Here is a 14,346-nt window from a genome sequence, read left to right as displayed (position 1 = left end):
TCGCACTTTAACTTAACTCAGCTAACTTTTTCTTTGCCAATTCCCGTACTTGCTCATCTGGGTCATTTGCGGCGCGATCGCGCAATAATGGTAATGTTTGTGGATGTTTAGGATATTGTTCGGTAATTGCTTCTAGTGCGACTTGGCGGGGGTTATCTTGAAAACTATATTCCCGCACAAAGGGGTCATTAACAGCACAGGTGTAAAACACTTCAAATAAGTCATGTGTGTCTTTAAAACCCCTGGCTAATTCTTGCACAGCAGCTTGTCGCACATTAGATGATTTATCAACAGTGGCGCGTTTCTTCAAGATGACAAGAGTATCAGGATCATTTTTGAATCTTCTAGCTAACTCTTGAATTGCGGCTTGTCGCACATCTGCATATTTATCAGCTGTAGCGTGTTTTTTGAGGATGAAGAGAATATCAGAGTCATCTGTGAAACCCCTAGCCAGTTCTTGCAATGCAGTGCGGCGGACATATTCGTTATCATCTGTTGTGGCGCGTTGTTTAAGAATCAGCAAGGTATCGGGGTGATTTTTGAATCCTCTACCTAATTCTTGCACAGCAGCGCGGCGCACATCGGAAGATTGATCAGCGATCGCTCGTTGTTGCAATATAGACAAAGTTTCTGGATCATCTTGAAATCCCCTAGCTAATTCTTGCACGGCGGCACGTCGCACATACTGATCGTTTTCAGCATTAGTACGCTGTTTTAACCAAGGCAAAATTTCTGGTTCTTCTTTGAACCCCCTCGCCAATTCCTCGACAGCAGTTTGTCGCACACCCGAATATTTATCAGATGTAGCGCATTGTTTGAGAATAAACAAAGTTTCAGAATCGTCTTTGAAACTCCTGACTAATTCTTGCACAGCCGCTTGGCGCACATATTCATTCTCATCGCTGATAGCACGTTGTTTGAGGATAGAAAGAGTTTCATCATCATCTTTAAAACCTCTAGCTAATTCTTGCACTGCAACTTGGCGTACCGTCCAATCATCATCTGTGATACGTTGTTTTAGCCACGGTAGAGTTTCCCAATTATCTTTAAAGCCTCTGGCTAATTCTTGCACTGCAACTTGGCGCACCGTACCAGAATTATCAGCAGCAACACGCTGTTTCAGCCAAGGTAAAATATCGGGTTTTTCTTTAAAGCCTCGTGCTAATTCTTGCACAGCGGCTTGACGCACATATTCATTCTCATCAGTGGTGGCGCGTTGTTGCAGCATGGGGAGAATTTCCAGATCATCTTTGAAATTTCTCGCTAATTCTTGCAATGCTACTTGTCGTACAGTCCAATCATTATCTGCGATCGCCCGTTGTTTTAGCCATAATAAAGTATCAACATGGTCTTTAAAACTTCTCGCTAATTCTTGCACTGATGTACGTCGCACATCTTCATGTTCATCAGCACTAGCCAGTTGTTTTAGCCATACCAAAGTATCAGCGTCATCTTTCCAAGTTGTAGCTACCGATGTCACGGCTTTAGCCCGAATTTCTTGAACTAATTTAGTTTCTTCTTCGTCTCGATAAGGTTGGTAATAATAACCAAGCTCATATTTAGTTAAATCTTTCAGCCGATTCAGTAATTTATTCGCCGTTGTTGTTACTAACAACTTATTTCTCACTTCTGCAAGACATTTAGCAGCTAAAAAAAGATTGATAAACTTTTCTGGTTCACCATTTTGTGCCATTAAATATTCCAGAATTTCGCAAACAAATCTTGGCTCAATCATCCCGGTAATCAGGCGCAACACTTCATGCCAAGTTTCATAACGCCAATGCTTACCAAACACTTCATTATTCAAATCTTGAATGGAAAGTATTTGTGTTTCCTTGAACTGCCAAACAAACTCCCATGCACAAAAATATTCTAAAAAAGTGCGATGTACAAACGCATAGTAATCTGCACCCAAAAAACATAACATAAAATTGCGAGTTCGCAATTGATTAATCATCACTCTCGCAACTTTAGTTGGGTTGTCAAATTCGATATTTTTTAAATACCGAATCAAAATTTTTTCTAAATCATGAACACTGATTAAATTCCCTGTAAAACCTTTAGCACTAGTTTGCATGTGATAAGCAACTTGCCGCAACATAGCCTGCTTATCTTTATAGTCAATAGTTTTTGGGTCGAGGCGCGAATCTTCTACTAAAGCACGTTCCACATCCCATTGATGTAGCAGCACCCGTGATGCTTGTTCATAAAGTGTTGCTCTATCTCGTGGCAATTCTTGGTTGCGATTAAGAATTGCCATCATTGTTAATAAAAGTGGATTTCCTGCTAATTCTGCAATTGATTTTGAAGTATCAATTGCTCTTTGTAACCGCTCACGTTTACGTAATTTATCTTCTGCATCATTAAAAGTCAATTCATGCCAGCGATTAATAAAATCTTGAATTTGTTCTGGTTCTAAATCTTGCAACATGAAATGACGAAATTCTGCATCTCGCAAGCGTTGTGGTTTATAGCCAATCACACGAGAAGTTACAATCACCCGCACATTGGGATATACATTAGTAAAGCGATGAATATCTGTAATTACATCTTCTCGCTTTCCTAGTTCAAAAACTTCATCTAAGCCATCAAACATCACTAAAGCATTGCCAGTTTTTAAATGTTCATGAAGTTGATGTTGATTAAGATGATGAACTATCCCGCTACATTTATGGAAAAATTCTAAAAAATTACTGCATTCGTTATTTTCTCTTCGTCTGATGTAAGTGCGTAACTCGATTAATAAAGGAATAGGTTGAAAAATAATGTTATTTAGTGGCGTTCCTGCCCAATTTAATGCCAAAAATTGCAATAATGTAGATTTTCCTGAACCTGGATCACCTAAAATAACTATATATTTATAAACTGGATTATTGATAATATCTAAAACTGAAACTATTGGTTGTTCAAAATAAACTCTGCGGTAGCCTTCTAACTCTTCTAGTAAAATTTCTGCTTCTATTTGATTGGTATCTCTGAGTTTTTTTAAATGTTCTTTGGGCAGTTCATGTACTTGTGGTAACACTTGGTGAACTTCCCGCACATTCTGGGCAATAAACATGCGCCATAACTTCAATTCATTATACGCATAGCCAGTTGTATCTAAACTATCTAATTTCAAATTTCCGTAGCGTTCATATAGTCCTTCTTGATACCTTTGTAAGTCAAAATCTGTAGGAATACCAGCCATTTCTTGCAGATTTTTATTTACTTCTTCTAAATTTTGACTGTCTAGAAGAGAGCGTAATTTATCTGACTCTCGAATAATTGCTTTCACTTTTTTGACATATCTTTTGGTTAGCCTTTCCCACTCAAATTTTTGAGGTAAACTAGGTAAATTCATTTCATACCAAGTTTGAAAAAGTACTTGAGCATCTAAAGATTGACAGTCTGCTTGGAAAGCATAACCCAGCGTCTCTTGTAGAAATTGATTGCTAATAAAATTTTTTAAAGTTTTAGTATACTGCTTCAGTTCTATTTCTTCTATGTCTGCATCTTCTAACTCCTGCTGCATTAATTCTAAAAATTCCTTTAATGCTTTGCCAGCAGCAATTTCAATATCTTCCTTTTTTAATTGCTGTAAAATGTTCTTAGGAATACATTTTAATAAATCTTTAGCCCAGTCTTTTGCTACGTCTTTTGCTAATTCCTCAAAAATTGGTTTAAAAGCAAATCCAACAGCTTGAGTTACGCCCCAAACAGCCAACCAATCTATTACCATCATCGCGTTTACCCAGGTTTAAAGTTTGAGGATATCCAACCGTTTTAGGAATTTTTAATTACAACGCAAAAGCTTGATAAGCATTTTCATTTAATTGATACTTTACATTTTATTCTATCTAATTACTTATGGTTTTTAGAAAAATTGCATAAAATTCATTGTTAACCTTGTATTTATAAGTAAATTTTGGTATTAATTTATTGTGTATAAAAATAGTTTCAAGAAATAGTAGTAACCGATAAAAAATCAATTTATATTAGTATAAATTTTAATTTATCTAATACAAATTATTGCCAAGCTGGTTAATGTAGAAAATTCAAAAGTTACAGGCGTTGAAAAAACGGCTAAAGGTATTCTCTGCACCTAGGCAAGAACAAAAATGAAATAATGAGCAGGTATGACGCTAATAATCTTTCTGAACTAAGAGTTATAAGTTTATCCGGATTGGTTAACATCCGCTAAGAACACTTTATTGGTAGATGCACCTTGATCTTCAACTCCCCTGGCTGACTCACATTGGCTGGGGGATTTTTTTTGCCGTTATACCGAGAATGAAAAAATTTTATCCGGTCAGAGGCGATCGCGACTAGAACAATTAATTGGTAGATGCACCCTGATAATTAACTCCCCTGGCTGACTCACATTGGCTGGGGGATTTTTTTGTATTTATACCCAGAATAAACAAAATTTTATCCGGTCAGAGGCGATCGCACACAGAACAATTAATTGGTAGATGCACCCTGATAACTAACTCCCCTAGCTGACTCACATTGGCTGGGGGATTTTTTTGCAGTTATGCCCAGAATAAACAAAATTTTATCCGGTGAGAGGCGATCGCACACAGAACAATTAATTGGTAGATGCACCCTGATAACTAACTCCCCTAGCTGACTCACATTGGCTGGGGGATTTTTTTGCCGTTATACCGAGAATGAAAAAATTTTATCCGGTGAGAGGCGATCGCTTCTAGAACAAGTAATTGGTAGATGCACCCTGATAACTAACTCCCCTGGCTGACTTACATTGGCTGGGGGATTTTTTTGCCGTTATACCGAGAATGAAAAAATTTTATCCGGTGAGAGGCGATCGCTTCTAGAACAAGTAATTGGTAGATGCACCCTGATAACTAACTCCCCTGGCTGACTTACATTGGCTGGGGGATTTTTTTTACAGTTATGCCCAGAATAAACAAAATTTTATCCGGTTATAGGCGATCGCGACTAGAACAATTAATTGGTAGATGCACCCTGATAATTAACTCCCCTGGCTGACTTACATTGGCTGGGGGATTTTTTTTACAGTTATGCCCAGAATAAACAAAATTTTATCCGGTTATAGGCGATCGCGACTAGAACAATTAATTGGTAGATGCACCCTGATAACTAACTCCCCCGGCGGCTGCCACCACTGGGGGATTTTTTTATTGATTGCAAACATCATTGCAGCGGATTCGCCAGGTGCGGATATTTAGGCGCAGTTGGTTTGTGATAGCGTTTTTAACTCATCAGAATAAATGACACTCAACACCAAAATTTTTCCAAATCAAACAGGCTTATCTTTGCCAACCGACTAATCCCACCATTTCTAATGCTTCGGCTACTTGTGGATGCAACGTGCAGTACCAGACATCCGCAAAACTCCACTCAACCAACAGTGCAGTCGGAAATGGCGAACCATCAGTGTGAGTTGGCACAGAGCAATTTAAGTATTTTGCCAACAAACAGCCAAGTCTCGCATATTGCAAATTAACTGCGCCATAATGGTCATAACTAGCTGCTCTAGCTAATTCCGAGGTTGTCGTAGTCCGATTAGGGAAATGATAATGAGCTACTAACATAGCTCGGTGTCCCGCAGTGAGGTTGGCTTCAATAGCAGTAAAAGCTTCGGCATATTCCTCGGCTGAAGGCAGAAATTGATCAATGTGAGAGTCAGGAGTATCAATTACCTCCTCCATGTCATCCAAGGCAGCTGCGATGAGTTCACTACAGAAAGCGCTTTTCGTGTAACCCATCAATTGAGCCAGTTTTTCTAAGCGAGAGTTGTCACTGGGTACAAGTGTCACGGAAAACCTCACAGATTCTTCCTGGCACTGCAACATCTTGTGTGCTAATCTTTGAACTTTAGTCATAATCGCAAAATGCACCAAAATAATTCATCATTTTTAACACCAGTATTTATAGTGGTCAAATTTGCGGAGTGTGCATGGTAAATTCGGTATTAAACCGCTCAACCGAATGCAGAATATGAATTTTAGTCTTAGTTCTCGGCGAAAAGTACAGTATTAACCACAGAAATTATAAATTTGCAATAGCCGCCAAGGTATAGTCAAAAGTTAAAGGTGAAGTACCTTGAGATGCACTACCCAATCAAGATACTTCACTTTAGGGACTTGCAGAAAATAAAATATCCAATTTTCAAGAGAGGATATTTTTCTTTTTCCCCCTGCTCCCTGCCTACACAGTGATAGTATGTCTTTTTAGTTGGAAGTCCCTTAGTTTTATGCAGCTATCTCTTCTCGCTGCATAGAATTTTGCTGGAGTAGTTCGGTAATTCTCTCGGCTGGTGCAGGGATACCAAAATAATATCCTTGACCTTCTTGACATCCACGCTTTTGTAAATATTCCAGTTGTTCTTGAGTCTCCACACCTTCTGCTGTGATGTTCAACTGGAGGCTTTTAGCTAAAGCAATGATGGCATCTGTGACGGCGGCACTATCAGGATTTGATGTGACATCTTGCACAAATGAACGGTCAATTTTGAGCATATTGACAGGGAAGCGGTTCAAGTAGTTCAAAGAAGAATAGCCAGTACCGAAGTCATCTAGCGCTAACCATACGCCTAGTTCCCGTAATTGTTTGAGAGTTTTTACCGAGCGCTGAATATCGCCCATCAAAAAGCTTTCTGTTACTTCTAATTCTAAGTAAGATGCTGGCAATTCTGTTTCTTGTAGGACTTGTTTGACAACCTCTACTAAGTTTGGTTCTTCAAATTGTCTGGCTGAGAGGTTGACTGACATCCGAATTGGCTTTATTCCTGCTAATTGCCAAGCACGATTTTGAGCGCAGGCGGTGCGTAATACCCATTCTCCAATGGAGACAATTAAACCATTGTCTTCGGCAATTGGTATAAACTTAGCTGGCGAAACCAAACCCCGTGTAGGATGCTGCCAACGTATGAGTGCTTCTACTGCGGTTACTTGCCTACTATGTAAATCTATCAGGGGTTGATAGTAAACTACCATTTCTCTACGCTCTAATGCTCCACGTAGCTCGTTTTCTAGTGCTAGTCGTTCTTGCAATTGAGCATTAATTTCTGGAGAATAAAAGCGATGTTGACTGCGGCCTTGCTGTTTTGCTTGGTACAGTGCGATGTGAGCCTGTTGCAATAATTGATCCACATGATGACGATCGCCTAAATTATTAATGGTAATTCCAATACTGGCCGTAATGTGAATCTGCTGCCCATCAATAAAGAAAGGTTTGGAGACTGTACTTAGTAGTGATTGCGACAGTTTAACGACACTCTCAAAGGAAAGTATATCAGTGTGAGCGATCGCAAATTCATCTTGGCTGAGATAGGCGAGAATATCTGTTTGCGCCATACAATTTGTTAAACGTTGCGCAACTGCTCTTAACAGCAAGTTTGATTTTTCATGCTCTAAGCCATGACTAATACCTGTGAAATCATCAATACCTAGTACAAGCACAGCTATAAGCTGCTGATGGTTTTGAGATTGTGATATGTTCTGAAAAAGGCGATCGCGAAATAAATCTCTATTTGGTAATCCAGTTAAATTGTCATAATTAGTAATCTGATGAATCAACTCATCTAATTTATGCAGAGTTTGTGAGGTATCTGCCATTAATGTACCTGCCTCATCTGCAAATTCTGTAGGCAGTTCTGGTAATTTTTTAGTATGAAAATAATCTTGCAATGCAGCTGATGTCAAAATCACTGGAGACAGCAGATAACGCAGTACATAAAGTGTGGCGGCTGTACCAGCAAGTGTCGCCAACAAAGCAATCAGCAACACTCGTACCGCCATTTCCCAAGAATAAGAGTTAGACGTAACAAAACAGAATAGTAAAGTGAGCAATGGTACGTGAGTCCCTAAAAATGCCACCAACATGATTTTGGCTGTATAACTATTCTTGAGGAATCGAAATTGAGCGAGAAATGAGTACAAGTAAAGTTTGTGGTTCAGCTTCATAGATTCTGTTTGTGGGTAGAGAGTCAGCAAATTATTTACCAGAGTTTTTTGGACAGAAAAGTTCCTTAGATTTGCTATCCTGATTCCAAAAAAAATGAGTAATTTAGGGTTATTTATTATGCTTCCCTATTCATCTATTTAGCTTATAGAATTCTCTCTATAGTTTTTGTAAAGCCCAATCTATAGCCTATTTCAGTACTAAAATTTTATTAGTACAATTACTGTTTAATATATAAAATTTAAATAAAGTATTGTTGGCAAAAATTGATGAGATAAAAGCATCGCCAAAACACTGCACATATTTTCATCACTTAAAAACTGCTCTAGCCACCGTCCCTGTAGAAATCTCATACCGCAGTGCTAAACAATTTCCGCCAACAGACAGGTGAAACGCAATCTCAAAATCAGGCAAACTAAGCTCACCAAGCAGAGCCAGATTTGATTTTCGTAATGTAGAGATAAATCTGCCAGAGTGTAGAAAAAGGACGATATCAGGTAACTTCTCATTCAATGTAGTTATCAATAAGAATTATTTGCGAATTTTTTAACTTTCGTAGCACAATTTCATGCTTGATTTGTGGATTAACCTCATTTCTGTGATGAGCTACTTAGGTATTGCCTTGTTTAACAAAAATAATCGCTACTTTTTTCTTAATCAAATCATTAATTAGGAGTATATAAAAACTTATGTCAAGACCAAATTTACCAGCAAATATTCAGCAACCAGTAAAAAAAGCAGTTACTAACCCCTCTTTTGAGCGTTTGGCAAGATTGGGTTTCGCTGCTAAAGGCGTTATCTATTTTGTAGTTGGTTTCCTCGCAGCACAAGCAGCATTCGGTACAGGTGGCAGAACTACCAATACTAGTGGAGCGCTACAAGCTATCGTTTCTCAACCTTTTGGAAAATTTCTGCTCAGTATCTTGACAGTTGGGCTAATTGGTTACGCACTCTGGCGCTTGGCAGAAGCAATGTTTGACCCAGAACACTCCCATCAAGCAATGGACACCAAACAAGTAATTAAACGCTTGGGTTATGCCTTTAGTGCATTGGCTTATGGAGGTTTAGCTTGGACAGCAATCAGCCTGATTATCGGTTCAGGAGGTGGTGGTGGTGGTAATTCCACTCAAGACTGGACAGCCAAATTGTTAGCTCAACCCTTCGGCCAATGGCTGGTGGGATTGGTTGGTGTGATTGTGATTAGTGTTGGGATTTCTTATCTTTACGAGGCATATAAAGCTAAGTTTCGTCGCCATTTCAAACTGCAAGAAATGTCTACTAACGAGCGAAATTGGGCGATAGGTGCAGGCAGATTTGGCATAGCGTCTCGTGGCATTGTCTTTGCCATCATCGGTATTTTCTTAATTCAAGCTGCACGTCACTCTAATGCTCGTGAAGCCAAAGGTTTAGGCGAAGCTCTTGCTGTTTTGGCACAGCAACCCTTCGGCCCTTGGATTCTGGGTTTAGTGGCTTTGGGTTTGATTGCTTACGGTATTTATTCGTTTATCGAGGCTCGTTATCGCCGAATTAATAATCGATAAAAAATAGAGACGTTATATGTAACGTCTCTACAAAAGATTAACCTAAATCGAATAGCAAAAATTCTGTGCCAACGTCGGTGCTGATTTCGAGTTGTTCTTCGCCGCTGATTTGTACGCCATCGCCCGCTCTGAGTTCTTCACCGTTTAATGTTGCTATACCTTGAGCGATTTGCAACCAAGCATAGCGATCGCGTTTTAGGTGATACTTAACCACATCACCGCTTTCTAACACAGAGGCGTATAAATCAACATCTTGATGAATTGTCACCGCACCATCGCGTCCATCTTTAGCTGCGATGAGACGTAATTGACCGCGCTTTTGTTCTAGGGGAAATGCTTTTTGTTCATATCTGGGAGTCAAGCCTTGCTCATCAGGTAAAATCCAGATTTGCAGTAAGTGCAGTGGTTCAGTTGGCGAGGGATTAAACTCGCTGTGCATAATGCCTGTACCAGCACTCATAATTTGAGCATCACCAGGACGAATAACTGAGCCTGTACCTAAACTGTCTTTATGTTCTACAGCGCCAGATAGCACATAGGTAAGGATTTCCATATCGCGGTGGCCGTGAGTAGGGAAACCTGCACCAGGAGCGATGCGATCATCATTAATCACTCGCAGAGAGCGGAATCCCATACGATTGGGATCGTAAAAATGACTGAAGGAAAATGTATGGTAACTATCGAGCCAGCCAGTTTGGCTACGACCGCGATTATTTCTATCATGAACTAGATAGTTAATTGTATTTTGAGACATAAAGTTACCTCAGTTAATATGATTTTTGTCAGTTCAATAATTAATATTTTTGTGTGCCGAAATATGCTGGTGATCGCAGTCAATAAATTACTGAACTATCAAGTTGATGCGCTAGATTTCTACTTTCAATAAAACACTAAACTTAGAGAGAATTTTGATTCATCTAGCTTGCTTTCGACATATTTAAATATTAGGATATGTACCTATAAAATGAAAAGTACGCACTAAAAAGTGGCGTACTTACCAAAAAGATACTATGAAGTTTGCAAGTATTTATCTCACACCAACTGGTGTTTGAGCTTTAGCAGCAGATGTGCCGTTCTCTGCTTTGATTTCATCAATTTGTATGTGAGCTTCTAAGAACCAGAGTCGTTTGTCAATGGTGCGAGAAACTTCTGTGTAAAGGTCAGCGGTATCTGCATCACCTAAGTCGTTGGTTTTAGCGATCGCTTCTCGGATATGTTTAGCATAGGGTGCAAAACGATCTACCAAGGCTTTTATATGGTCTTTGCCATCCAAAATGTCGAGGGGATATTCTGGCAGGATGGAGTTACTAGCAGCAAGTCTAGCTGTTCCGAAAGCGTAGCCACCCAAAGCAGTGACACGTTCAGCTACCATATCAACGTATTCTTCTAATTCACCTGCAATCTCATCAAACAATTCATGCAACTGATAGAAGTCAGTCCCTTTTACGTTCCAGTGGGCTTGCTTGGTTTGGGTTTTCAAATCCAAGGTAGCTGCCAATGTTTGATTGAGAATGGCCACGATTTGAGAACGTGCTTCAGCTGGAATATCGATGCGAGAAGGATAGAGGCGGGATGTCTGCTTATTGTCGCTCATGGTTCCACGTTTTTTGATCGACACAATGAGTCTACAAAAAGTCGTTTAGTTTACGGAACTTCCTGAAGACAGATGGTTTTTCGCAGTTAATGGATTATTATCTTGATCATTCTTTAGTATTCTCCGTAATTTAACCTTACTCAGCAACACCAGTTACTACAATGCGGTTTACTCGCGCAATGCACTGGCCCCTCAGCACTCAGCACTTTCAACTCAGCACTCTTATTTGTGATGGTTATCAATTGTGTGGAATGTACCACCAAAAAGGCGATCGCGGATCATATCACTTTGCAAGAAGTCATGGGGAAAACCCAGTTCTATTTGGCTGACTTCATGCAGGCGTTGCAGATGTTCTGGTGATAAGGTGATATCTAAACAAGCCAAGTTATCTTGAAATTGGCTGAGTTTGCGTGCGCCAACGATAGGGATAATCACACCACTTTGGGCGCGTAACCAAGCTAATGCAACTTGAGAAGGTGAACGGCCAATTTCGGCAGCAACTTGACTCACTACCTCTGCGATCGCTAAACTCCGTTCTGATACTGTTCCAAACATGGGGTTTGACAGTCTGCCTTGTTCTTCTCCTGGTTGCAGAGGCTTATTATACTTACCTGTGAGTACACCAGCAGCCAGGGGTGACCAGGGGGTAATTGCTAAATCAAAGGCTTTGGCCATTGGGAGCAAATCTCTTTCTGGTGTGCGTTGAATCAAATTATACTCAATTTGTAAAGCGACAAACGGTGTCCAGCCTTGATAATGAGCAATAGTGTTAGCTTGAGATACAACCCAAGCTGGTGCATCAGAAATACCGATGTAAAGGACTTTACCTTGACGCACCACATCATCAAGCGATCGCATCACTTCCTCAATCGGAGTTGTATAGTCCCAGGCGTGTAACCAAAATAAATCTATGTAGTCTGTATTCAGCCGTTTGAGGCTACCTTCCAAAGATTGAATCAAATTCTTGCGATGGTTACCACTGCCATTTGGGTCGCCTTTTGGTTGACTCATTTGCAATGGAAAAGAATATTTAGTTGCAACTACAAAGCGTTCCCGGTCTTTGGCAATTAATTCACCGACGATTTTTTCACTACTACCATCGGTGTAGCCATTGGCGGTGTCGATAAAATTCCCGCCTGCTTCTGTGAAAGTATCAAAGATTTTACGACTTTCGTCAACAGAAGCACCCCAACCCCAGTCTTCACCAAAGGTCATTGTTCCCAAGCACAGTTCAGAAACTCTCAACCCACTTTTGCCTAAGAGTTTGTATCTCATATAACTCGCAGTTGGTAATTTGTAATTACCTTACCAATGAAAAATGATCACTAACAAATGACTAATGACAGATGACAAATAACGCTGGTTTAAAAAGGTGTTTTTGTCTGTAAATGAATAGTTTTATTTAACTGAGGATGGTAAAAAGTTATTTCCCTAGCGTGGAGATGTAAACGACTAGCCTCAGTAGAACACCCATAAAGGCGATCGCCTAAAATCACAACTTTTAATCCTACCGCAGCATGAACCCGCAACTGATGGGTGCGTCCTGTGAGCGGGATAAATTCTACACGGGTATATTCACCTTCTTTGGCAATTACCTGAAACTGCGTCACGCTGGGTTTACCATGTTGCCAATTCACTTGTTGATAAGGACGATTTTGGGGATTTCCCCAGAGTGGCAATTCAATTACACCTTGGTTTTCTGTGACTGTACCTGCAAGAATGGCTTCATAAACTTTATGCACTTGTCGCTGTTGAAATTGTTGACTGAGGTGACGATGAATATTGAGATCGCGTGCTATTAACAAAATACCAGAAGTCTCCTGATCCAATCGATGCACAGCCGCAAGATTCATACCATCAGGGAATAAATTACGCAAACGACTCACCACACTATCTTGGGTATCACGATAACGTCCGGGAACAGATAACAACCACGCAGGTTTATTCACAGCAATCAGCCATTCGTCTTGATAAAGAATGACCTCTCCCCAAACCCCTCCCCTCGTAGGGGAGGGGCTTAAAACTCCCCCTTCCCTCGTAGGGAAGGGGGCTGGGGGGTTAGGTCTAATACCCGACAACAAAAACCCCATCAAAGGCTGACAACGTTCTGCACAAGCTTCATAAAATTTCCCCGCAATTTTATCGCCAGAAGATTTCCCCCACCAAAATTCTGCCATTGCTAATGGTTTGAGGTGATGAGTTGCAGCGTAGTGTAAAAGTTTTGGGGCGCAACAGTCTCCTGTACCTGTGGGTAAACCATCCGGCATCAATTGCTGTAAAGTTAGAGATTTTCCAAAAAAATTCATCACCGAGTAAGCGGCGTGCATCTGTGCTTGGAGTTGGCGAGACAATGTTTTACGTTGTTGTTTTAATTCCCTGATTCTTGCATCTGCTGCTGCAATTAATTGCTGAAGCGGTTGTAAAACTGTATCCCGTTGACGTTTGAGTTGTCGTCGTTCAATTCCATCTCGACGGCTGGCTTCATCAAGTTCTGCAAGTGCTGAGGCGAGAACTTCACCTGTGAGTGTTGCGCATAGTAGTTGGCGTTTTGCTTGACGTTGATATCTGCATTCACGATGGCGATCGCTCATGAGTTGCAATTGCTGCTCAAATTCACCAGATAATATTTCATACTGCTGTCGTTCTGGTAATTGCTGCAAGGTAATAAGTTCTTGTTTAATCGCATCTAATGCGGCTAAAGTCTGGGCTTCTTGTAAAGCGACTGCTTCTCTGCCGGGAATTGGCTCAACCCAGCCCTCCACAACACTTTGACCATTCAGCAATCCTGAGAAAGCTTTGATTACTTGTTGTTCACCAGTAGGGGATTCTACCAACAATACACCATACATTTTCCCCTCGCTGGCATAACGCTCATCCGTTGCGAGATAGTTCATTAAATCACGGGCAATTTCTTCTATGAACGCTGTGCGGGGTAATCTCAGCAGTTCACCCGTTTGCGGACAATACCCTTGATAGTAATAGCTAGGAGATGCTTCTGCCATCAGCAAATCTCAACTCCCTTCGGGAGAGGGAACAGGGAACGGGCAACGGGCAACACTTCGGCAAAGCTCAGTTCCAGCAGTTCGTCCGTTCGTTTTCTCTCCCCACCAATGGGTATGAGTCTCTCACCTATAGGTGGCAAGTCTTGGCGGGGATTCAAATCAAGAGCCATAGACAGTCCCTGTTCCCTATTCCCTGTTCCCTGTTAACAATCAAATAATGATGCGATCGCTTGTTTGGTAGTTGAATGATACCAGCAAGCGATCGCAATTACTGTTTTTT

At 40.6% G+C, this 14,346-nt stretch carries 9 protein-coding genes; 1 reads left to right on the top strand and 8 read right to left on the bottom strand.

What is annotated here, in order from left to right; all coding sequences use genetic code 11:
- Window positions 1-7: 7 nt before the first annotated feature.
- From ACMX3D_RS10275 to ACMX3D_RS10260, 4 genes are all read right to left on the bottom strand, one after another.
- Window positions 8-3,721 carry a HEAT repeat domain-containing protein gene (locus ACMX3D_RS10275; RefSeq protein ID WP_482752312.1) on the bottom strand — a complete coding sequence of 1,238 codons (3,714 nt, stop codon included), beginning with the start codon at window positions 3,719-3,721 and terminating at the stop codon, window positions 8-10.
- Between the two features lie 722 nt (window positions 3,722-4,443).
- Window positions 4,444-4,617, bottom strand: a complete 174-nt coding sequence (locus ACMX3D_RS10270; RefSeq protein ID WP_482751322.1) for a hypothetical protein — start codon at window positions 4,615-4,617, stop codon at window positions 4,444-4,446.
- A 656-nt stretch (window positions 4,618-5,273) separates the two neighbouring features.
- Entirely contained in the window at window positions 5,274-5,849 is a 576-nt protein-coding gene (locus ACMX3D_RS10265) for a hypothetical protein (RefSeq protein WP_482751321.1), read from the bottom strand.
- A 369-nt stretch (window positions 5,850-6,218) separates the two neighbouring features.
- Window positions 6,219-7,931 carry a putative bifunctional diguanylate cyclase/phosphodiesterase gene (locus tag ACMX3D_RS10260; RefSeq protein WP_482751320.1) on the bottom strand — a complete coding sequence of 571 codons (1,713 nt, stop codon included), beginning with the start codon at window positions 7,929-7,931 and terminating at the stop codon, window positions 6,219-6,221.
- Window positions 7,932-8,618: 687 nt separating this feature from the next.
- On the opposite strand from ACMX3D_RS10260, the gene ACMX3D_RS10255 reads away from it, so the two are divergent.
- The gene (locus ACMX3D_RS10255; protein ID WP_482751319.1) at window positions 8,619-9,470 is read left to right on the top strand and encodes a DUF1206 domain-containing protein; all 852 of its coding nucleotides are present in this window, start codon (window positions 8,619-8,621) and stop codon (window positions 9,468-9,470) included.
- A gap of 37 nt (window positions 9,471-9,507) precedes the next feature.
- Here the strand turns inward: ACMX3D_RS10255 and ACMX3D_RS10250 are convergent, their stop codons facing one another.
- The 4 genes from ACMX3D_RS10250 to ACMX3D_RS10235 form a co-directional block, all read right to left on the bottom strand.
- The gene (locus tag ACMX3D_RS10250; protein ID WP_482751318.1) at window positions 9,508-10,224 is read right to left on the bottom strand and encodes a pirin family protein; all 717 of its coding nucleotides are present in this window, start codon (window positions 10,222-10,224) and stop codon (window positions 9,508-9,510) included.
- A 273-nt stretch (window positions 10,225-10,497) separates the two neighbouring features.
- Window positions 10,498-11,064 (bottom strand): DNA starvation/stationary phase protection protein Dps, encoded by a 567-nt coding sequence (dps, locus tag ACMX3D_RS10245; RefSeq protein ID WP_482751317.1) that lies wholly within the window; start codon window positions 11,062-11,064, stop codon window positions 10,498-10,500.
- A gap of 222 nt (window positions 11,065-11,286) precedes the next feature.
- Window positions 11,287-12,339 carry an aldo/keto reductase gene (locus ACMX3D_RS10240; RefSeq protein WP_482751316.1) on the bottom strand — a complete coding sequence of 351 codons (1,053 nt, stop codon included), beginning with the start codon at window positions 12,337-12,339 and terminating at the stop codon, window positions 11,287-11,289.
- Between the two features lie 89 nt (window positions 12,340-12,428).
- Window positions 12,429-14,066 (bottom strand): RluA family pseudouridine synthase, encoded by a 1,638-nt coding sequence (locus ACMX3D_RS10235; protein WP_482751315.1) that lies wholly within the window; start codon window positions 14,064-14,066, stop codon window positions 12,429-12,431.
- Between the last annotated feature and the right edge of the window lie 280 nt (window positions 14,067-14,346).

The sequence above is a fragment of the Anabaena sp. TISTR 8404 genome (assembly GCF_056847745.1).
The sequence above is the reverse complement of the archived record's forward strand: the minus strand, read 5'-3'. Positions and strand labels throughout refer to the sequence as shown.